The organism is Amorphus suaedae (genome assembly GCF_053629675.1).
Genome location: NZ_JBRJIT010000002.1, coordinates 74,049 through 94,569, shown reverse-complemented (window position 1 = coordinate 94,569; position 20,521 = coordinate 74,049). Strand labels below are relative to the sequence as shown.

20 protein-coding genes are annotated in these 20,521 nt (G+C 67.8%); 13 read left to right on the top strand and 7 right to left on the bottom strand.

Features of this window, described 5'->3' with window-relative positions:
• Nucleotides 1–189 precede the first annotated feature (189 nt).
• Nucleotides 190–2,877 (top strand): cation-transporting P-type ATPase, encoded by a 2,688-nt coding sequence (locus tag AB7M35_RS14155; protein WP_453960868.1) that lies wholly within the window; start codon nt 190–192, stop codon nt 2,875–2,877.
• Nucleotides 2,878–2,896: 19 nt separating this feature from the next.
• Here AB7M35_RS14155 and AB7M35_RS14150 read toward each other — a convergent pair whose 3' ends face one another.
• Both AB7M35_RS14150 and AB7M35_RS14145 read right to left on the bottom strand, forming a co-directional pair.
• The gene (locus AB7M35_RS14150) at nt 2,897–4,384 is read right to left on the bottom strand and encodes a flavin-containing monooxygenase (protein ID WP_453960867.1); all 1,488 of its coding nucleotides are present in this window, start codon (nt 4,382–4,384) and stop codon (nt 2,897–2,899) included.
• Between the two features lie 13 nt (nt 4,385–4,397).
• Complete coding sequence (locus AB7M35_RS14145; protein WP_453960866.1) at nt 4,398–4,847, bottom strand: cupin domain-containing protein; 450 nt, start codon at nt 4,845–4,847, stop codon at nt 4,398–4,400.
• A gap of 201 nt (nt 4,848–5,048) precedes the next feature.
• Between AB7M35_RS14145 and AB7M35_RS14140 the strand changes: the two genes are divergently transcribed.
• Nucleotides 5,049–6,041, top strand: coding sequence for an AraC family transcriptional regulator (locus tag AB7M35_RS14140; protein ID WP_453960864.1), 993 nt, complete (start codon nt 5,049–5,051; stop codon nt 6,039–6,041).
• A gap of 75 nt (nt 6,042–6,116) precedes the next feature.
• Here the strand turns inward: AB7M35_RS14140 and AB7M35_RS14135 are convergent, their stop codons facing one another.
• The 3 genes from AB7M35_RS14135 to AB7M35_RS14125 all read right to left on the bottom strand — a co-directional run bounded on the left by AB7M35_RS14135 (nt 6,117) and on the right by AB7M35_RS14125 (nt 8,286).
• A complete protein-coding gene (locus AB7M35_RS14135; protein ID WP_453960863.1) occupies nt 6,117–6,287 on the bottom strand; it encodes a hypothetical protein in 171 nt (56 codons plus the stop codon).
• A 90-nt stretch (nt 6,288–6,377) separates the two neighbouring features.
• The gene (locus AB7M35_RS14130) at nt 6,378–7,673 is read right to left on the bottom strand and encodes a cytochrome P450 (protein WP_453960862.1); all 1,296 of its coding nucleotides are present in this window, start codon (nt 7,671–7,673) and stop codon (nt 6,378–6,380) included.
• Nucleotides 7,633–8,286, bottom strand: a complete 654-nt coding sequence (locus AB7M35_RS14125; RefSeq protein ID WP_453960861.1) for an acyl-homoserine-lactone synthase — start codon at nt 8,284–8,286, stop codon at nt 7,633–7,635. Before AB7M35_RS14125 ends, AB7M35_RS14130 begins: the two co-directional genes overlap by 41 nt.
• 92 nt (nt 8,287–8,378) lie before the next feature.
• Between AB7M35_RS14125 and AB7M35_RS14120 the strand changes: the two genes are divergently transcribed.
• The 10 genes from AB7M35_RS14120 (at nt 8,379) to AB7M35_RS14075 (ending at nt 15,886) form a co-directional block, all read left to right on the top strand.
• Nucleotides 8,379–9,152 carry an autoinducer binding domain-containing protein gene (locus AB7M35_RS14120; RefSeq protein ID WP_453960860.1) on the top strand — a complete coding sequence of 258 codons (774 nt, stop codon included), beginning with the start codon at nt 8,379–8,381 and terminating at the stop codon, nt 9,150–9,152.
• 113 nt (nt 9,153–9,265) lie between these two features.
• Nucleotides 9,266–10,717 carry a F0F1 ATP synthase subunit beta gene (gene atpD, locus AB7M35_RS14115; RefSeq protein WP_453960858.1) on the top strand — a complete coding sequence of 484 codons (1,452 nt, stop codon included), beginning with the start codon at nt 9,266–9,268 and terminating at the stop codon, nt 10,715–10,717.
• Complete coding sequence (locus AB7M35_RS14110) at nt 10,714–11,169, top strand: F0F1 ATP synthase subunit epsilon (protein WP_453960856.1); 456 nt, start codon at nt 10,714–10,716, stop codon at nt 11,167–11,169. The genes atpD and AB7M35_RS14110 overlap by 4 nt, the downstream gene beginning before the upstream one ends.
• The gene (locus AB7M35_RS14105) at nt 11,166–11,456 is read left to right on the top strand and encodes an AtpZ/AtpI family protein (protein ID WP_453960854.1); all 291 of its coding nucleotides are present in this window, start codon (nt 11,166–11,168) and stop codon (nt 11,454–11,456) included. The genes AB7M35_RS14110 and AB7M35_RS14105 overlap by 4 nt, the downstream gene beginning before the upstream one ends.
• Before the next feature lie 7 nt (nt 11,457–11,463).
• Nucleotides 11,464–11,766, top strand: coding sequence for an N-ATPase subunit AtpR (locus tag AB7M35_RS14100; RefSeq protein WP_453960852.1), 303 nt, complete (start codon nt 11,464–11,466; stop codon nt 11,764–11,766).
• Nucleotides 11,763–12,446, top strand: a complete 684-nt coding sequence (locus AB7M35_RS14095; protein WP_453960850.1) for a F0F1 ATP synthase subunit A — start codon at nt 11,763–11,765, stop codon at nt 12,444–12,446. Before AB7M35_RS14100 ends, AB7M35_RS14095 begins: the two co-directional genes overlap by 4 nt.
• Nucleotides 12,447–12,473: 27 nt before the next feature.
• Complete coding sequence (locus tag AB7M35_RS14090; protein ID WP_453960849.1) at nt 12,474–12,719, top strand: F0F1 ATP synthase subunit C; 246 nt, start codon at nt 12,474–12,476, stop codon at nt 12,717–12,719.
• Nucleotides 12,720–12,757: 38 nt separating this feature from the next.
• A complete protein-coding gene (locus AB7M35_RS14085; RefSeq protein WP_453960848.1) occupies nt 12,758–13,501 on the top strand; it encodes a F0F1 ATP synthase subunit delta in 744 nt (247 codons plus the stop codon).
• On the top strand, nt 13,488–15,032 hold the full coding sequence (locus AB7M35_RS14080) for a F0F1 ATP synthase subunit alpha (RefSeq protein WP_453960847.1): 1,545 nt from the start codon (nt 13,488–13,490) through the stop codon (nt 15,030–15,032). The genes AB7M35_RS14085 and AB7M35_RS14080 overlap by 14 nt, the downstream gene beginning before the upstream one ends.
• The gene (locus tag AB7M35_RS14075) at nt 15,029–15,886 is read left to right on the top strand and encodes a F0F1 ATP synthase subunit gamma (protein WP_453960845.1); all 858 of its coding nucleotides are present in this window, start codon (nt 15,029–15,031) and stop codon (nt 15,884–15,886) included. Before AB7M35_RS14080 ends, AB7M35_RS14075 begins: the two co-directional genes overlap by 4 nt.
• Nucleotides 15,887–15,913: 27 nt before the next feature.
• Here the strand turns inward: AB7M35_RS14075 and AB7M35_RS14070 are convergent, their stop codons facing one another.
• Nucleotides 15,914–17,449: an O-antigen ligase family protein gene (locus AB7M35_RS14070; RefSeq protein WP_453960844.1), complete on the bottom strand. Its 1,536-nt coding sequence runs from the start codon at nt 17,447–17,449 to the stop codon at nt 15,914–15,916.
• A gap of 238 nt (nt 17,450–17,687) precedes the next feature.
• Nucleotides 17,688–18,347, bottom strand: a complete 660-nt coding sequence (locus tag AB7M35_RS14065; protein ID WP_453960842.1) for a hypothetical protein — start codon at nt 18,345–18,347, stop codon at nt 17,688–17,690.
• Between the two features lie 711 nt (nt 18,348–19,058).
• On the opposite strand from AB7M35_RS14065, the gene AB7M35_RS14060 reads away from it, so the two are divergent.
• The gene (locus AB7M35_RS14060; RefSeq protein ID WP_453960840.1) at nt 19,059–20,363 is read left to right on the top strand and encodes a sugar transferase; all 1,305 of its coding nucleotides are present in this window, start codon (nt 19,059–19,061) and stop codon (nt 20,361–20,363) included.
• The last annotated feature ends 158 nt before the right edge of the window (nt 20,364–20,521 follow it).

Sequence of the window (20,521 nt, the reverse complement as noted above, 5' to 3'; positions counted from 1 at the left end):
TTCATCTGCCGCAAGGACGGACCGCTCGAACGTGGCATGATGGGGCGTCGGACGACATCCTTGTCGCCCGTTCCCGCCAGAGACCTCCAGACACCTTCAGGACGTTCCATGCGCATGCCCTGGCAATCTCCGATGCCATCGCGACCGAAAAGCGGCGACCAGCCAACCGCGGACCATGCCTGGCACGGGATGGACGCCGACGAGGTGCTGGCCGCGCTTGCCACCGACAACAACGGCCTCGACACCGACGAAGTTGCCCGCCGGATCGCCCTCTACGGTCCGAACGTCCTCCCGAGCGGGCGGCGCCAGAGCGCGCTGGTGCGCTTCCTGTTGCAGTTCCACAACCTGCTGATCTACGTCCTGATCGCCGCCGGCGCGCTCGCGGCCGCGATCGGCCATCTGACCGACGCCGCCGTGATCTTCGCCGTGGTGATCGTGAACGCGATCATCGGCTTCGTGCAGGAAGGCCGGGCAGAGCACGCGCTGGAGGCGATCCGGGGCATGATCGACCCGCAGGCCTCGGTCCTGCGCGACGGGCGGCGGGCCCACGTTCCGGCCGAAGCGATCGTACCGGGCGACGTGGTGCTGCTGGAGGCCGGCGACAGGATCCCCGCCGACCTGCGCCTGCTGCGGGCCCGCAATTTCAGGGTCGACGAGGCGATCCTGACGGGTGAATCGGTGCCCGTCGACAAGTCCACCGCCCCGGTCGCCGCCGGCGCCCCGCTCGGCGACCGGCTGTCGATGGCGTTTTCCGGCACGTTCGTGACCGCCGGACTGGGGATCGGCGTTGCGGTGGAGACCGGCGCCACCACCGAGCTCGGCCGGATCAGCGCGATGCTCGGCGGCGTCGAGCGTCTGGTCACCCCCTTGGTGCGGCAGATGGCGGTATTCGCCCGGCAGATCACCCTTGTGGTCCTGGCCGGCTCGGCGCTGGTGTTTGCGTATGCGGTGCTGGTGCAGGCCTATCCCCTCGACGAGGCCTTCATGATCGTCGTCGGCCTTGCGGTGGCGGCCATCCCCGAGGGCCTGCCGGCCGTCATGACCATCACCCTCGCTGTCGGCGTCAACCGGATGGCACGGCGCAATGCCATCATCCGACGGCTGCCCGCCGTGGAGACGCTCGGCGCGGTGTCGGTGATCTGTTCCGACAAGACCGGCACGCTCACGCGCAACGAGATGACGGTCCGCACCGTCGCAACCGCCGATGCCACGATCGCGGTGGATGGCAACGGCTACGATCCGGCCGGCACCTTCACCGTCGACGGGGTGCCGCTCCACCCGCCTGAAGCCCCGGTTCTCGAGGAGCTGACGCTCGCAGCGCTGCTCTGCAACGATGCCCAGCTCCGCGAGGCCAGCACCGGCTGGACCGTCGTCGGCGACCCGATGGAGGGCGCGCTGGTGTCGCTGGCGCTGAAGGCAGGCCACGCGATGGACACGGCCAAATCAAGCCTTCAGCGGCTCGACGAGATCCCGTTCGACTCCCGCTACCGCTACATGGCCACGCTCAACGGGGCCGTCGATCGCGAGCCGATCGTCTATGTGAAGGGCGCGCCGGAACGGCTGCTCACCATGTGCACGACCGCCGCGACGGCGACCGGCCCGAAGGCCATCGACATCGACCACTGGCACCGCCGGGTCGAGGAGATGGCGGCGAACGGCGAACGCGTGCTCGCCCTGGCACGGCTTCAGATGGCGCCCGGCACCAACGACATTTCGCCGGAGACGATCGACGGCGATCTCTGCCTGCTTGGCCTGGTGGGCCTGATCGATCCGCCCCGATCCGAAGCCGTGGCCGCGATCGCCGAGTGCCGGGCGGCCGGCATCCGCGTGAAGATGATCACCGGCGACCACATCGCCACCGCCCGCGCCATCGCGACCCAGCTCGGCCTCGGCGATCCGCCGCGCACCGTCAACGGAACCGACCTCGATCACCTGGACGACGAGGCCTTCCGGCGGCAGGCGGTGGACGCCGACGTGTTCGCGCGCACCAGCCCCGAGCAGAAGCTGCGGCTGGTGGAAGCGCTGCAGGCGGATGGCTCGATCATCGCCATGACGGGCGACGGCGTGAACGATGCGCCCGCCCTGAAGCGCGCCGATGTGGGCGTCGCCATGGGCGGCAAGGGCACGGAGGCGGCCAAGGAGGCGAGCTCCATGGTGCTTGCCGACGACAACTTCGCCTCGATCGTCGCGGCGGTGCGCGAGGGTCGGACGGTCTACGACAACCTGACCAAGGTGATCGCCTGGACGCTGCCCACCAACGGCGGCGAATGCCTGACCATCATTCTGGCGATCCTGTTCGGGCTGACGCTGCCGGTTACCGCCGTCCAGATCCTCTGGATCAACATGGTAACCGCCATGGCGCTGGGGCTGACCATGGCATTCGAGCCGAGCGAGCCCGGAACCATGGCCCGGCCGGCCCGCCCGGCCGGACAGCCGCTGATGACCGGCCGCCTGTTGTGGCGAACCGCGTTCGTCTCGGTCCTCATGGTTGCCGGTACGTTCGGCATCTACAGCTGGGCGACGGCGCGGGGTTCCAGCCTGGAGACGGCCCGGACCATGGTAGTGAACACCATCGTCGTGATGGAGATCTTCTACCTGTTCTCGGTGCGCTTCGTGCACGGCACGTCGCTGACCTGGACCGGCGTGCTGGGCACCAGGGCCGTGCTCATCGGCGTCGGCACGGTGGTGATCGCCCAACTCGCCTTCACCTACCTGCCGCTCTTCCACCCCGTCTTTGGCAGCCGACCGCTGTCGCTCACCGACGGCACGGTCGTGATCGCCGTCGGCGTGGCACTGCTTCTGGTGGTGGAGATCGAAAAGCGGATTGCCGGAAGGCTGGCGGCCGGAGAGACGGGAAGCGCCCCTCCGGCCGGTTAGCCGGCTTCTCCGACTCCGGCTACTGCGCCCGGTACTGAGGCGCAGAGGCCAGATACGTCCCGTAGGCCGTGGCGTTCGGGTAGGAGAACTGCTCGGCCAGCGGGTTCGACCGCTTGCGCTTCGTCGCCCCGATGTCGGCGACGATCTCGTCGAAGTGCCGGAAGTGGAACGGCGCCGAGCACAGGCCGCCATAGACCTGGGCCGCCGGCCGCTCCTTCCGGCGCCACGCGAGGTTGGCCTCGATGTCCGCCTCCATCTCGGCCCGGCTGGGCTGGCGGGCGAGCTGGCCATCGGCATAGCGTACCAGCCAGTTGGCGATCATCTCCGCCGACAGCACGCTGCAAAACGAGGAGTTGAACCCGACGAAGCCCATGTCGGGCAGGTCCGGGTTCACCGACAGCCGGTAGACGCGGTACTGGCCGTCGGGCTCGATCAGCTTCTCCTGGTACGCGGGGTCCAGGTAGGGCACGCCGAGCTTCCAGCCGACCGCCAGCACGACGACGTCGGCCTTCACATGGTCGCCGTTGGACAGCACGACCTCACCGCCCTCGTAGCGGTCGATGGTGCCCCGGACCGGCACGACAGTGCCCGCCTTGAACGCCTCGAACAGCCCGGGCGTGACGATGGGCAGCGAGCAGGACACATCCTTCTCGATGGGGTTGTCGGGGACCATGTCCCACTTCTTGAGCCCGAGCTGAAGCTTCAGAAGCGTCTCCAGGCCCCGGAAGTTGGCCCACACCAGCGGCTTGGTTGCGGCCGCCAAGGCCCGGGCGAGTGGTCCGCGGCCCCAGCCGTTGAACTGGCTTTCCTGGGCGCGCATGTAGAGCAGCCGCTTGAAGTTGATGCCGCCGACGAAGTACGGGACCCGCCAGACGTTCTCCCGGTAGACAAGGGTGACCGCTGCCGCGCCGCTGGCGGCGGCGTTGACGGCGATGTCGGTGGCCGACTTGGAGCCGCCGAGGACGACCACGCGCTTGCCCTTCATCAGCGCCGGGTCGGTGTATTCCGACGAATGCATCACCCGACCGCCCTGGGCCACGAAGGCCTCCTGGCCGGGGTGGGTGATGATGTGCTTCTCGGAGAACTGGCCGGTGCAGACGGCGACGAAGTCGAAGTCCTCGGACCGTTCACCGCCGGGTCCGGCGAGCGCCAGCGTCCAGCCCGGCCGGCCGTCGGCACGACGCGTCATCGAGGTGACCGCGGTGTCGAAGGCGAACACCTTTCGCAGCCCGTGCTTGTCGGCGTAGGCGTTGAGATAGGCGTGGACCTGCGGGCCCTTGGGCCATTCCGGGTAGTCATCCGGCATGGGCAGGTCGGTGAAGTGGTAGAGATCCTTCGGCGACTGGGTCTGCACCCCTGGATAGGACCGGGACAGCTCCCACACGCCGCCGAGGTCGTGGCTGCGCTCGAAGGCGTGGACCTCGTGGCCGCGCTCCTGGAACGCCTTGGCGGCCGCAAGACCCGAGACGCCGCCGCCGATGACGGCGACCTTCTTCCGTTCGACCATCGTCTCGTCCTCCTCAGGCCGCGTCGGAAGGCGGCGGCAGGAAGTCGACGTCGTGCTCGGCGGAGATGCGCACCAGCTCGCCCGGATCGGTCACCCGGTCGAGCTTCGTGAACAGCTCGTAGAGGCGGCCTGCCGGCGCCACGCCGAACACGCAGGTGGCGGTCTTGCCGGAACGGTTGAAGATGCCGTGCGCCTCGTTCTGGGGCATGCGCACAGTGTCGCCTGGACCGGCGGCGTGCTTGACCGGGCCGAACTCGATCTCCAGCTCGCCGTCGATGACGGTGATCCATTCGTCCTGGGTGGTGTGGATGTGCGGCGGCACGAAGGTGCCGTCCGGGATGACCGCGTGCCAGACGAAGGCGTTGTCGCTCAGGAGCTTGGGCGTGTAGGTGTGGCCGACGACGTTCCAGGAGTCGTCGTTGAGCCCGGCGGAGGCGTCGGTGACGCCGGCTTCGAGTTTCATGGTGGAAGGCTCCCCTCTTTGCTTATGAGGGAAAGCCTAGGTCCGCCTGACGCGCGCGCGGTATCCGAAAAGCGAAACAATCCGCGCGCCGGCCGGACAGCATTGGCCGCGAGAACGTCTTGACCGCCAGGCCGCGCCATCTCTGCGCAAAAGATGGGCACCGCTTGACACCTGAAAACGGCGGGCCGCATTCTTCACGTCATGCCGACGATCGACCCGAGGCCGGCGCCGCTCGACGCGTACCGGCTGTTTGCAAGCACCGACCTGGATGAGGCGCGCGACATGGTCGCGCGGACCTTCTGCGACCATCGCCTGAGCCAGGTGCGCTCCGGCGAGCGCTTCGACGCGCGCCACAACCACGTGGCCGGAAGCTGCTTCTCGCTGAACTACATCCGCTACGGCGCCGACGTGGAGATCGAGCCCGGCGAACTCGGGTCGTTCTACCTGATCCAGATCCCGATCCGCGGCACCGCCACCATCCGGCACGGCGGTCGCGAGGTGCTGGCGACCCCTGAGCGCGCGACGATCCTGAACCCCGACCGGCACACCGCCATGCGCTGGCATGCGGGCTGCGAGAAGATCCTGCTGCAGATCGACCGTGGCGCGCTGACGCGACTGGTGGAGACGCTTTCCGGCCACACGCTCGGCGGCCCCGTCCGCTTCGATCCGGAGATCGACTTCGCAAGGCCGGGGCTTGCCGCCTGGGCCGGCCGGGTGCGTGCGCTGGTGGCCGCCACCGAGGCGGGGCGGGGCGTGGCGGGCGGCGCGGATCCGTTTCGCCGGCTGCTGGAGGAGGAGCTGCTCACGCGGTTCGTGGCGCTGCAACCGGGCAACGCCACCCATTTCCTCGACGGAAATTCCGGAGCGCCCCACCCGCGCCACGTGAAGCGCGCCCTTCAGTTCATCCGGGACCATCTCGACGGGCCGATCTCGCTCGCCGATCTTGCCGCCGCAGCCGGGGTGAGCGGCCGCAGCCTGCAACTGGGTTTCCAGGCGGCGTTCGGGATGTCGCCGCTGGAGGTGGCCCGCGCCGAGCGGCTCAAACAGGTGCACTTCGCGCTGCTCAGCCGCGCCGACGACATGTCGATCGCCGATCTCGCCTCGAGCTGGGGCTTCGGCCACCTCGGCCGCTTTTCGGCGCTCTACCGGAAACGCTTCGGCTGCCTGCCCAGCGAGACCCGCCCGCTGCACTGAGCCTGTTGTCTGCGCGACATCGGACATCGGCCGGCGCTGACGCGAGGCGTCTTCTTCGCGTTGCCGGCAAACGCGTCAGTGGAGCCGGCCTTCGAGCCGGTTCTCGGGCTTCGACGGCTGGACCATGTGGGCGATGGCGGCGGAGATGTGATGGGCCGCGGTCGCGTCGTGCGGCTCGATCGACTGGCGGATGTATTCCAGCATCGCGATCAACGTCTGGCGATCGGACTTGCGTTCTTTCGACATTGGGTTTGCCTGTTCCGCGATGGGCCGCGCGACGGATCCGTCGCGCGGCGTTTGGTGGGGGCGGCAGCTCTTCGGCCCGCCGCCCGGGTTTCAGGCCGCCTGATTGAGGCTCGGCCGCGCCACCGCGCCGCGCGGCCGCAGCCGCATCTCCAGCGCCGGCGGAATGATGGTGATCACCGGCTTCGGCCTCGGCGCCGGCTCGGACGAGACGAGCTCGACCTCGAAGGCGGCGGCGATCTCCAGGGCGATCAGCTGCAGCTCCAGAAGGGCCAGCGACATGCCCACGCACACCCGGGGACCGACGCCGAACGGCATGTAGGCCGGCCCGCTGTGGGTGCGGGTGATGTCAAAGGTCTCCGGGTCCGGCCAGTACTGCGGGTTGCGCTGCATCTGCCACGGGCTGATCAGCAGCGACGTTCCGGCGGCCAGCTTGCGCCCGCCGAGCTCCATCGGCTGGCGCGTCTCGCGCGACAGCCAGTAGGCGGACGGATAGAGCCGCAGCACTTCCTTGACGAAGGCGAGCGTGGTGGTCGCCTGGGGCAGGCGCTTTGCGTCGACCTCGCCATCGTTGGTGCTGACGGCACGCGCCTCCCGGGCGATCTCGGCAGCGATCTCGGGATGGCGGCCTAGGAAGTAGAGGATCCAGGCGGCGGCCGATCCGGACGTGTGATGGCCGGACAGCAGCAGCAGCAGGATCTCCTCGTGCATCGCCTTCTCAGAGAGGTTCAGCTGTTCGAGCGCTGAGATCAGGCTGTGCCGCTTGGCGTCGGAGCGGGCCTTTTCCACCACAAAGCCCATCGTCCTCTTGGCGGCGGCGAGCTTGGCCTTCTTGCGGTTCTTCACCCACGGAAGGTCCGGCAGGATCTTGAAGATCTCGGCGGCGAGGTCGTCCTCGGCGAGGTGCAACGCGGTGATCAGCGCCGTCTCGTCGGCCGCCGACAGCACGCCGTGGCCGAACAGGATGGTGGCGACGATCCGAACGGCGAGCGGCGCCGTCGCGTGGTGGGCGTCGAAGGTGCCTTCGCGGGCGAGCATCGCGGCGTGCTGGCGGATCACCGCCGTGATCTCCGGCACGAAGCTCGAGGAGACACCCTTGGCGAGCTGGCTGTGGATCGCCGCCCGGCGGATGCGGTGCTCCTCTCCGGACAGCACCATCGAGCTCTCGCCGATGATCTCCCGCAGCTTGTAGATGAGCTGGCCCTTGTCGATGAGGTCTTCCGGCGCCCTCAGGATCGGCTTGACCAGATCGGCGTCGGTGACGAGATAGACCGGGCCGGCGCCCATGGACAGCGGCACGAGAGGCTCGGACGCCCCGTTGCCGCGATCGGTGAAGAAGCCGAGCTGGTCACGCTGAAACGCGATCAAGTCCGTTAAAGGAAGTTTCATCGGTGACCTCCATGAGCGAGCGGGGAACCGCGAAGAGCATGCCGAGACGGCGGCGCTGTTCGTGGATGGGAATTTCGCCGGCGACGCCAAACAGCACCCGGCCGCGGACGTCATGACCGACCTCTCGCGGCTCGCCGTAGCGGCGCGTCTGGATGCCGAGGCGATGGAGCCAGCGTTCGTGACGCAGGTCGACGAGCGCCGGGAGCGCGCGCGCACCGCGGCGCTCGGCGAAGTCGAACATGGCGGCGTAGAGCGAGATCGCGAGACTGGAGCTATCGGGATGGACGCCGAAGCGGCTGATCTCCCAGGCCTTCACGTCGCGCGGGAAGGCCTCTTCCGGCGCGATGCCGGGAAAGGCGTCCCGGACGAGGTATGGACGATCGCACCGGATCGCGCGAAAACAGCCCTTCAGCTGGCCGTCTTCGAGCAGCGCGCAATACTCGGTGATATCCGTATCGAACTCGTCGAGCTCGACCCCGTTGTCCGTCTTCAGAACCCAGCCGAGCTGATCGGCGAACAGCTTCTTGCGGAATTGGGATACTTCGAGGTGGAGCTGAGGCCGATCGGAGCGCCGATACAGGATTGCCTTCAGTTCTCTGGGCGCATCGCACATGAAGGGAACCTTCCTCTGGGGTATGAGAGGAAGGTGCCCAAAGGGGGCGCATGCGGGCATCCCCAGATTTGGGGAGCTTTGTCGGAAACGGGATGAAGACCGAGGAAATCATTGCGCGCGTCGAGGCCTGCACGACCCTCGACGAGCTGCACGAGGCGCTGCAGGCTTATATCGAAGCCAAGGGGTTCTCGGCCTACGCCTTCATCGACAATGATCGACACGGCGAGGCGGACCCCCTGGTGCTTCATTCCGTTTCGAAGGCATGGGATCGCGACTACCGGGACAATCAGTTCCTCGACGTCGATCCATGCCTTCCGGCCGCACGCAGCCGAAACACCCCGTTCACATGGAGCGATCTGCCGCCGGTGGAACGGAGAGGCAAGCGCAAACCCCGCGCCATGCAACTGATGGACGCGGCGAGCGACCACGAATTCCGGAACGGGTTCGTCATCCCGTTCCACTATCGCGATCGACTTGGTGCCTACTACTCTAGCGTATGCACGCTGTTCTGGACAACCTCGCCGCGAGACTTTCTGCGCCGCCTGCGCTTCGACCGGCACGAAATGCACATGGTGCTTCTGTACTGGGCCCAGCAGGTGATCGACATTTCCACCCGGATGCAGAACGGGAGCCGCATCCGATCGACGGCTGCGCCCGAGGCAGAGGGAATTTACCTGACGGAGCGCGAGAAGGAAGTCCTGCTTTGGTCGGCTCTCGGCAAGACCAGCGCAGACACCGCCGAAATCCTGATGATTTCCCGAGAAACCGTGGAATCCCACATCAAGTCCAGCATCGAGAAGCTGGGCGCCACCAACCGGACCCATGCGGTCGTCCGCGCCATCTTCCTCGGCCTCATCGTCCCCTAGAGGGTCCGAGCCCGCTCCGGTCCCGGGTTTGTTCCAGCTCAAATACGCCGCAGTTGCGGGCTTCTATCGTCGGCCTCTCGGAACTGACGACACCGGCGACCTGAAAGCGGGACATGACTGAGAGGCCAGAGAGCGACGGACATGTCACCGCGCTGCGCGGCGCGGTGGTCGATGTCGCCTTTCCGTCGGCGGACCTGCCGCCCATCAACGATGCCCTCCACATCGAGGATGCCGATCGAGGCACCGTGGTGGTCGAGGTTCAGGCCCATCTGAATGCGACCACCGTGCGGACCATCGCGCTGCAAGCCACCTCGGGCCTGAGGCGCGGAGACCGCGTGCACCGCGTCGGAGGCCCCATCGAGGTCCCCGTCGGCGAGGCCGTGCTGGGCCGCCTGCTGGATGTCACCGGCACCCTTGGCGACAAGGGTGCGGCCTTGCCGGACGACGTGCCGCGCCGCCCGATCCACCGCGCGCCACCCCCGTTCGCCTCCCAGGCCGGAGCCTCGGACATCTTCGCCACAGGCATCAAGGTGATCGACCTGCTGGCACCGCTGGCGCGCGGCGGCAAGGCCGCCATGTTCGGTGGCGCCGGCGTCGGCAAGACCGTCCTCGTGATGGAGCTGATCCACGCGATGGCGGACGCGTACAAAGGCACCTCGGTGTTCGCCGGCGTCGGCGAGCGGTCCCGCGAGGGCCACGAGATGCTGCTCGACATGACCAACTCGGGCGTGCTCTCCCGCACCGTGCTCGTCTATGGCCAGATGAACGAGCCGCCCGGCGCCCGCTGGCGCGTGCCGATGACCGCGCTCGCCATCGCCGAGTATTTCCGCGACGAGCGGCACCAGGACGTGCTGCTGCTGATGGACAACATCTTCCGCTTCGTGCAGGCGGGCGCGGAGGTCTCCGGCCTGCTCGGGCGGCTGCCGTCCAGGGTCGGTTACCAGCCGACGCTGGCGAGCGAAGTCGCCGCGCTGCAGGAACGCATCGCCTCCGTCGGCGATGCCGCCGTGACGGCGATCGAGGCGGTCTACGTGCCGGCCGACGACTTCACCGATCCGGCGGTCACCACCATTGCCGCCCACGTGGACAGCATGGTCGTGCTGTCGCGGGCCATGGCGGCGGAAGGCATGTATCCCGCCATCGACCCCATCGGTTCGTCGTCGATCCTGCTCGACCCGCTGGTGGTGGGCGAAGCTCACGCGACGGTCTCGTCGGACGTCCGCCGAGCCATCGAGCACTATCGCGAGCTGCAGGACGTGATCGCCCTGCTGGGTATGGAGGAACTTGGCGCCGACGACCGGCGCATCGTCGAGCGGGCGCGGCGCCTGCAGCGGTTCCTGACCCAGCCGTTCGCGGTGACCGAGGCCTTCACCGGGGTGCCCGGACGCTCCGTGACCATCGAGGACACGATCGCCGGATGCCGTGCCATTCTCGCCGGCGAGTGCGACGACTGGAACGAAAGCTCGCTCTACATGGTCGGCACGCTGGACGAGGCGCGCGAAAAGGAAATGGATGGCCGCAAGCAGCAGGCCGCGCCGCCACCGCGCCAGACGGAGGCGGCATGAGCGCGCGGGCCCTCCACCTGACCATCACCACGCCCGACGAGGTATTGGTGGACGCACCGACCGTGCGCGCCGTGCGGGCCGAGGACGAAAGCGGCGGCTTCGGCCTGCTGCCGGGTCACGCCGACTTCCTGACCGTGCTGCCGGCCTCGGTGGTCCGCTGGCGCGACCTCTCCGACACCCGCCGCTACTGCGTCGTGCGGGCGGGCGTGCTCGTCGTCTCCGACGGCTCCCGGGTTCAGATCGCCTGCCGTCAGGGCATGGTCGGCGACGACATCGACGCGCTGGAGGCCGAGATCGCGGATGCGCGGGCGGCGGAATCGGACGCCGACAAGCGCGCCCGGGTCGAGCAGATGCGGCTGCATGCCCACGCGGTGCGGCAGCTCATGCGCTATCTGCGCCCCGGCAGCGACGGACAGGCGCGCTCGCCGTTCGACGGAAACGCGGCGTCATGACGCCCGGAAGCCCCGCCGACGAGGAGGACCGCCTTGCCGCGGCGGCCCGGCGCGCGGTGGAGACCGAAAGGCAGAGCGTCGCCACCCCCGAGCCGTCGCTGGGCACCCGGCTTGGCCAGATCGGCATCCTCGGATGGACGATCATCGTGCCGACGCTCATCGGCGTGGTGATCGGGCGCTGGCTGGACCGGATGTCCGACGGGGGCATCTTCTTCACCGCCCCGCTGATCATGCTGGGGGCTGCCTTCGGCCTCTGGTCGGCGTGGAAATGGATGAACCGCACATGAGGCAGCCATGCACCCGCTGATCGAGACGATCCGCGCCACCCTGTCCGAACCGGTCGCGGGTGCAGCCTTTGGACTGGCCGTGGGCGCGCTGCTGGGGCTGATCCACTTCGGATCGCTGTGGTGGAACACCACGCTCTACGCGCGCGGCGGGGCGGGCGCGGCCCTGATGATCCAGCTTGCCCGGTTTGCCGTCCTGGTCATGGTGCTGGCGGGCCTCGCACGCCTGGGCGCGGTGCCGCTGCTTGCGGGGGCGGCTGGACTGATCGCCGTCCGCCATCTGGTGGTGCGCCGGCTGGGGAGGATCACGTGAATTCCCCGCTCGTCCTCGAGCCCGTCTTCCATGTCGGGCCGGTGCCGATCACCCAGCCGGTGCTGGTCACCTGGGCGATCATGCTGATCTTCGGGGTCGGCGCCGCCCTGCTCACACGACGGCTGACGTTGGTGCCGTCCAAAATCCAGACGGTCCTGGAGATCATCGTCGGCTTCGTCGACGATCAGATTTCCAGCACCATGCAGCGCGATCCGGCGCCCTATCGGGCCCTTATCGGCACGATCTTCCTGTACGTGCTGGTGGCCAACTGGTCGTCGCTGGTACCCGGCATCGAACCGCCGACGGCGCATCTGGAGACCGACGCGGCGCTGGCGCTGATCGTGTTCGCCGCCACCATCGGCTTTGGCATCCGCTCGCGCGGGCTCGCCGGCTACCTCGCCACCTTCGCCGAGCCGACCTGGGTGATGATCCCGCTCAACATCATCGAGCAGATCACCAGGACCTTCTCGCTGATCGTCCGTCTGTTCGGCAACATCATGAGTGGCGTGTTCGTCGTCGGCATCGTGCTGTCGCTCGCAGGCCTGCTGGTGCCGATCCCGCTGATGGCGCTCGATCTCCTGACCGGCGCCGTCCAGGCCTACATCTTCGCCGTGCTGGCCACCGTTTTCATCGGCGCGGCACTGGCGGAGACGCCCGCCCCTCCCAAGACCGCTTCCTAGACCTCCCGCGCCAGATTGGACCCGCAGATGAACTGGATCGCCATCGTTTCCATCTTTTCCGCCGCCCTCGCCGTGTCGTTCGGCGCCATCGGGCCGGCGCTGGGCGAAGGCCGCGCCGTTGCCGCCGCCATGGACGCCATCGCCCGCCAGCCGGAGGCCGCCGGCACCGTCTCGCGCACCCTGTTCGTCGGCCTCGCGATGATCGAGACGATGGCGATCTACTGTCTGGTCATCGCGCTGCTCGTGCTGTTCGCCAACCCGTTCGTCGGGTGAGCGTGACGGCCCCCTCCTCCCAGCGGCCGGATTGAGCGATGCGTATCGATTGGTGGACCCTCGCGCTGCAGGCGATCAACGCGATCGTGCTGATCTGGATCCTGTCGCGGTTCCTGTTCCGGCCGGTGGCCGCCATGGTGGCGGAACGGCAGGCGGAAGCGCGCCGCGTCCTCGACGTCGCTGCGTCCAGCAAGGCCGAGGCCGACGCGGAAAGGCAAAAGGCCCATGACGAGGAGGCTGCGCTGGCGGCCCAGCGCGGCGCGGCGCTGAACGCTGCAGCGGCCGAAGCCGAGACCCAGAAGGCCCAGATCCTGGCCGCCGCCCACGTGGAGGCCGACACGCTGCGCGCCGCCGCCGAGGCGGAGATCGCCCGGGCGCGGACGCGCGAGACCAAGGCGGCCGAGGACCAGGCCGCCCGCCTCGCCGTCGACATCGCGGCGAAGCTGGTCGCACGGCTGCCGGACGCGGTCCGCATCACGCCGTTCCTGGAAGGGCTTGCGGCGGGGATCGTAGGCCTGCCCGAGGCGACCCGCGGCGAAATCGGCGCCGATGGCGGCAGCGTGCACCTCATCGCGCCCCGCACCCTCACCGAAGCGGAGCAGGAGGCGGCGCGCACGGCCTTGGCCGCCGCGCTCGACCGCGACGTGCAGCTCGCCATCGACACCGATCCGGCGCTGATCGCCGGACTGGAACTGCACACCGACCACGCCGTGGTTCGCAACAGCCTGCGGGCCGATCTCGACCGCATTGCCGGGGAGCTGTCCGACGATGACCGCACCTGAGGACGCCACCGACGAATGGCTCGCCCGCAGCCGGGAGACCGTCGCCCAGACCGAGCTGTCGCCCCAGTCGGAGAGCGTCGGCCGGGTGGTGGAAATCGCCGACGGCATCGCCCGTGTCTCCGGCCTGCCCGACGTGCGCCTGAACGAGCTGCTGACGTTCCCCTGGGGACGCACCGGCTTCGCCCTGACGCTCGACGAAGACGCGATCAGCGTCGTGCTGCTCGACGAGGGTGACGCAATCACCGCCGGGACCCCGGTGACCGGCACCGGCAAGGTCATCCGCGTGCCGGTGGGACCCGCCCTCCTCGGCCGCATCGTCGACCCGCTCGGCCGGCCGATCGACGAGGGCGGACCGATCGCGGCGGAGGAGTTCAGCCCCATCGAGCGGCCCGCCCCCGCCATCATCGAGCGCGATCTGGTGTCTCAGCAGGTGGCGACCGGCACCCTCGTCGTCGACGCGCTATTCTCGCTCGGCCGCGGCCAGCGCGAGCTGATCATCGGCGACCGGGCCACCGGCAAGACCGCGCTCGCCGTCGACGCCATCGTCAACCAGAAGAACTCCGACATCGTCTGCGTCTACGTCGCCGTCGGCCAGCGCGCGACGGCGGTCGAACGCGCGGTCGAGGCGATCCGCGCCCACGGCGCGCCGGAGCGCTGCATCTTCGTGGTGGCCTCCGCCGCCGCTGCCCCCGGCCTGCAGTGGATCGCGCCGTTCGCTGGCTTCTCCATCGCCGAATACTTCCGCGATCGCGGCCAGCATGCGCTGATCGTCATCGACGACCTCTCCAAGCACGCCGCCACCCACCGCGAACTGGCGCTGCTGACCCGCGAGCCGCCGGGGCGCGAGGCCTACCCGGGCGACGTGTTCTACGTGCACGCCCGGATGCTGGAGCGGGCCGGCAAGCTCTCCCCCGAACTCGGCGGCGGCTCGCTGACCGCGCTGCCCATCGCCGAGACCGATGCCGGCAATCTCTCGGCCTACATTCCGACCAACCTGATCTCGATCACCGACGGGCAGATCGTGCTCGACACCGCCCTGTTCGCCGCCAACCAGCGGCCGGCGGTGGACGTGGGACTGTCGGTCAGCCGCGTCGGCGGCAAGGCCCAGGCCCCGGCGCTGCGCCAGGTGGCCGGCCGCCTGCGCCTCGACTATTCCCAGTTCATCGAGCTGGAGATGTTCACCCGCTTCGGCGGCATGTCGGACACGCGGGTGGCCTCGCAGATCACCCGGGGCGAGCGCATCCGGGCGCTGCTGATCCAGCCGCGCTTCGCGAGCCTGCGCCTCGTCGATCAGGTGGCGCTGCTTGCCGCGCTGGGCGCCGGCGTCTTCGATCCGCTGCCGGTCGCGACGATCGCGTCGATCCGCCCGCGCATCGCCGCCTATCTCGACACGCACGCGGCCGATGCGGTGGCCGGCGTGACGCCGGACGGGACCCTGGACGGGACCGTGCGCACGCGGTTGGTGGAGGCGGTGCGCGCGCTCGCGCAGGAACTTGCCGCGGCATCCGCGCGCGATGGCCCGGCGTCATGACCGAGCGTCTCCGGGATGTCGAAGCCCGCATTGGCACGATCCACCAGCTCTCGGCGGTTATCAGCGCCATGCGGTCGATCGCGGCGGCCCGCACGCGCGAGGCACGCGCCCGGCTCGACGGCATCCGCACCTATGCCGGGACGGTCGGCGAGGCAATCGGCACCGCGCTCGCCGTGCAGCCGGACGCCGCGCGCGCAGAGGCGCGAACATCCGGCCGAGGCACCCATGCGATCGTGGCGCTGTGCGCGGAGCAGGGCTTCGCCGGAGCGTTCTCCGAGCACGTTCTCGACGCGGCGGCGCGTCTTTCGACCGGCGCCGATGCCGGAGCGACGGACCTGCTTCTCGTCGGCGATCGCGGCCTGATGCTGGCCGGAGAACGGGGAATGGCGATCGACTGGTCGGCCCCGATGATCGTCCACGCGGCGCAGGCCGCGAGCCTCGCCGACCGCATCATCGCCGAGCTCTACCGCCGCATCGAGGCGGACGACGTCGTCCGTGTCAGCATCGTCCACGCCGACCCCGATGCCACCGATCCCGGCGCCGTCGTTGAAAAGCGGCTGGTGCCGTTCGACTTCGACCGCTTTCCGGTAACCGCGACCACCCAGCCTCCGCTGATGACGCTGGCGCCGGCGGTGCTGCTGGCGCGCCTGTCGGAGGAGTACATCTTCGCGGAGATCTGCGAGGCGGTGATGCTGTCGTTCGCCGCGGAGAACGGCGCCCGGATGCGGGCGATGATCAGCGCCAAGGAGAACGTCGACAAGACCACGTCGAACCTCGTCTCCCGAGCCCGGCAGGTGCGCCAGGACGAGATCACCGCGGAAATCATCGAGCTCGCGGCATCCAGCGGCAGCTAGCGCCGCCGCACTGGCGCAACGCCGATGTCAGTCCGTCCAGTTGAGGGATCTGCGGTCACGCGGGGGGGGCGGCGCGACGGGCGGCGGCGAAGGCCGGGGATCCGACGGAGCGGGCCTGTGCCCGCGCGCGGGACGACGTCGGCGCCGGCTGGGCGGCTTCACCATTCGGCACACCGGCGCGACCAGAAGCGCGCACAGGAATGCGAAAAGCACCTGCACGGCGATCGTCCGCAACGGGTAGTCGACGAAGGAATGCAGGAGCAGGATGACGATCGACAGGGTCGCGGCCCTCGTCAGCTTGACGTCGAGCTGGCTCTCCTCGGCGGCGTGTCCACGCCACGCCCGCAACGCCGCCAACCCGAACCACGCAAGGAAGGCGATCATCAGGAATACGGCCGGCAATCCGGCTTCCAGCACCAGCTCCAGCCAGTCGTTGTGGGCGCGGTTGACGAAGGATCCTGACAGCGCGTCCGGTCGATCGAAGGCGAGATAGAGCGGCTGGAATGTTCCGAAGCCACCGCCGAACGGGAACACCGAGGATATCGCTTCCCGCGTGATCGACCAGATCAGCAGGCGGAAGTCGTCGATGCCGGACGAGGCGAACCGCGAGAGCAGGCCGGACAAGGCGTAGTTGGCGATCATCACCACCGCGATCGCCCCGATCACCATCATCAGCCGGACGACCGAGCGGCGGGATTCCCGGGCGGCGCCAAAGTCGAGCAGCAGGATGCTCGAGCCCAGGGCAAACGTCGCCAGCAGGATGCCCGCGCGCGACAACGACAGTGCCGCACCGAAGAGGATGAGGACGGAGACCGAGCCGAACAGCAAGGCGCGCATGCGACCCTCGACGCCGCTGAGCCCGGCGGAGTGAATGGTCCAGGCGAGCGCCAGCGGCAGCACGGCACACAGCAGCGCCGCATAATGATTCCGGTTGGCGAAGAAGCCGACCGAGCTGTCGAAATTGGTGATGGCGTAGAAGCGAAGCGGGCTGCCGGGTCCCTGTGCAAGCTGCGCAAGTCCCAGCACGACTGTGACGGCGGCAAAGCCAACGAGACCCAACGTCATCATCCGGCGGTCACGGACATCCGTGGACAGCACCGCAAGGAAGATGGCCGCCGCGGGAAGGACGGACAGGAACGAGGCGAGCGTTGCGGACGGGTCGAGGGAGAGCGGCCACCAGGGTACCGGCTGTCCGATGAACGTGAACACCTCCACGACGCCGGCACGGCCGGGCAAGTACGGCCAGATGCCCGGCGGCAGAGGGATAAGCTGCAAGAGGGGAAGCGCCAGCATAAGCGCCAACAGCACCAGTGGGAACGCGGCGCGGCGGGTCCGGGACTGGCCGGCAAGCCGCATCAGGGCGACAGCCAGCAGTGGCAGGCACGCAAGCTCCACAAGAGCGTCGGAAGCAAATCCCCGATACGTCGCTCCCCCGAAGCAGAGCGCCAAACCGAAGATCGCAAGCGTCAGCGCGAAGAAGATTCGCATCCGGTCCGGAGAGCGATCCAGGGCAGCACGGGAAGGCTCTCCAGTTCGAGTCGACATCAAACGCTTCAACACCATGATGGGAACGCAACGCGCGGACGGCTAAGGGATAGCCCAACCAGGTCCAGCCGATCCTTGGGAAGCTGTACTGCCCAACAAAATGACGCCGGGAAGACTACCTGTCGACCCTGCGCTGTGCCGGGCAAGGGCATCGGGAAATGCGCGGCTGTACGAGACGAAAAAAGCGCCGGCAGAGCAATCTGCCGGCGCTTTCCGAATTACCAAGAACTATACGAACGCGATTGCGCGACAGGCCTTACGGGCTGGTCGGCGTGTCGTCGCTGGTCGATTCGTTGACCGCCACCGTCGTGCCGATTGCGACCGCACCGACCGCGACTGCACCGCCGACAGCGATCGCCGTGGTGGAAAGGCCGGTCGCGGCCGCGATGCCGCTGAGGGCGCCTGCGCCAGCAGCAGCACCCGAAGCGCCGGCACCAGCAGCAGCAGCACCCGCGCCAGCAGCACCTGCACCTGTACCTCCGCCGGAAAGCGCGCCGGCAGCGCCGGCGGCACCGGCCGCCTGCGCAAAGGTGCGCACATCGGACTGAACCGTCAGGCAGCCGCAATTGCCCTGCGCCGAAACATCAATAACCGCCGGGGAGGCCAGCGCCTGGGTGTAGGAGGGACCAGCCTGCAGAACGGCCTTGCCGCCCTCGAGCACCAGGATGCGATCACCGATCATGAGCGACGTATCGGCTTTTGCCGGAGTGAACCCGGTCTCGCCGGACGCCATCACACGGCCCTCGATCTGGGACAGCGTTCCCAGCCGGTCGCCATCGCCGCCCTGAAGAGCAGACGCATAGACGCAGGAGCCCTGCTCGACGAGAGCCTGGCAGCTACCGGCGGGCGCTTCGGCAGCATAGGCAGCTGCGGCAGAGGCCAGCACCACGATGGTCCCGGTGATCAGAGATTTCATGTGCGGCAGCTCCTAAGGACGACTTGGGCTAAAATATACTGTTACAAACAGCTGTTACCAAACCGCGCCGAGTGTTTCAAGCATCACATCCTGCCGGAAGTCGAGGAAAAGGCAGCAGAGATGCCGTTCTGCAACACAAGAGGGTAGACCAGACCCTCATGACCGACCGTGTCATGTCCGTCGCGGCGGTCTTGATATCGCCATCCAAAACCAAGGCGCCCAACCATGGACGCAACAGATAGCTTTGTGAGCAGCGACGAATCGGTCATTCTCCTGACGGGCTCGGCCTGCAGTCCATAAGTGGTTCCAGATGGAGGTCTGGCACCCGGAAATGGCGCATATTGCGGCTGCTGGCTGTCATTTCGGCTCTTGCTGACCAGCCGTTTCCAAGTACAAGCCCAAACCAATCGGGATCGTTGAAGCCGTCGCTTACCAAGAAGGCGGCCGGCCAAGAACGAATGGATACCAGTCTCGATCCGAATGCCCGGCGTCAGTGCGACTCGCCCGGACAGACGGACGGCGGCACCGATGGCACATGGACCGCTTTCCGCGTGACGCAGTTGTACTTGCCATTGCGGACGGGCACAGAACAGCAAAACAGAGTTAATTTTTAGTCAATTGATACTCGGCAAAAAGCGATTCTCTGCCTCTGAAGGGGACCTCATTGGAAACGAATGCGAGATTCGCCGCGGTCATGACGGCCTTGTCTAGATGAACCACCCGAGCCGGCCGCACAGCTTCAACAGCATCCGAATGCAGGGCCTGTTCCCCGCCGCCCTGAGGCTGAGGTATCAGCTCGTCCTCGGCGTGATCATCGGCGCCCTCCTGCCGGCGTTGCTGCGAAGCAACGGGTATTTCATCGAGTACTGGGCAAGCACCAGCGGCAGGAACACGCTTCTGGGGACGGCCCTCGCGATCGCTGTCGGTGTCGCCGTCTTCCGGCAGATCACGCGGTTCCCGGGGGCCAATGACACCTACTTTGTCCTGCCCAGCTTCGGCCTGGCCTATATCGCGACCGTTCTGGTGTTCTTTCTCTTCCGACTCGACTACAGCCGCTTCCAGTTCATTTTGAGCTTCTGCGTCGTCTGTGTCTGGTTCTTTTCGATCCACCTGATTGCCCGACGCTACGAAAGCTATCGATTTGCGGTGCTGCCCGGCGTCGAGTTGCGCGGCAAGAGCCGCGTTGGACGAGTGGAATGGATCGATCTGACCCGGCCCGAGCTGCCCCCGGTCAGCATCCACGGCGTCATCGCCGATCTGCGGATGGACCTGCCCGAAGAATGGGAGCGCTTCATTGCGGATTGCGCGCTAAAGGGCGTGCCTGTCTTCCACGTGAAGCAGGCGATGGAATCCCTGACCGGCCGCGTGGCCATCGAGCATCTTTCCGAGAATACGCTGGGATCGCTGCTTCCCAACCCGCTCTATCTCCGCGCCAAGGAGCTGACGGACTGGATCACGGCGCTTCTGGCGCTCGTTGTGGTGGGTCCGATTCTGGTCCTGCTCGCCATCGCGATCCGCATCGATTCGAAAGGGCCGGCGCTGTATCGCCAGACCCGCGCCGGATACCGGGGCAAGCCGTTCACCGTCTACAAGCTGCGCACGATGGTGGCCGCGGAGCCGGAAGCCTCGGCAAGTCGTGAGGCGGCCATCACCCGGGACAACGATCCGCGGGTGACGCGAATTGGGCGTGTCCTCCGGCGGACACGGATCGACGAATTGCCGCAGATCATCAACATCCTGCAGGGAACGATGAGCTGGATCGGCCCCCGTCCCGAGGCGCAGGTCCTGTCGGAGTGGTTCGAGACGGCCCTCCCGTTCTACCAGTACCGCTACATCGTGCGCCCCGGCATCACCGGATGGGCCCAGGTCAACCAGGGGCACGTGTCCGACGAAAACCAGGTACTGGAGAAGCTTCACTACGACTTCTTCTACATCAAGAATTTTTCGCTCTGGCTCGACGTGCTCATCGTCTTCAGGACGATCGGCACGATCATCAGCGGTTTCGGCGCCCGTTGACGACCGTGAACCCCATCCGATCGCAAGGGGGCACGCCATTCCCAACGCCTCGGCGGGAAAGAATGTGCGCGGCACGACGCATTGGATCGAGATCCGCTTGTTGCGATGCGGCCGGAGCGATCGGATAAGGCGGGGCGGGGGCCGATCGGGACCGCCAA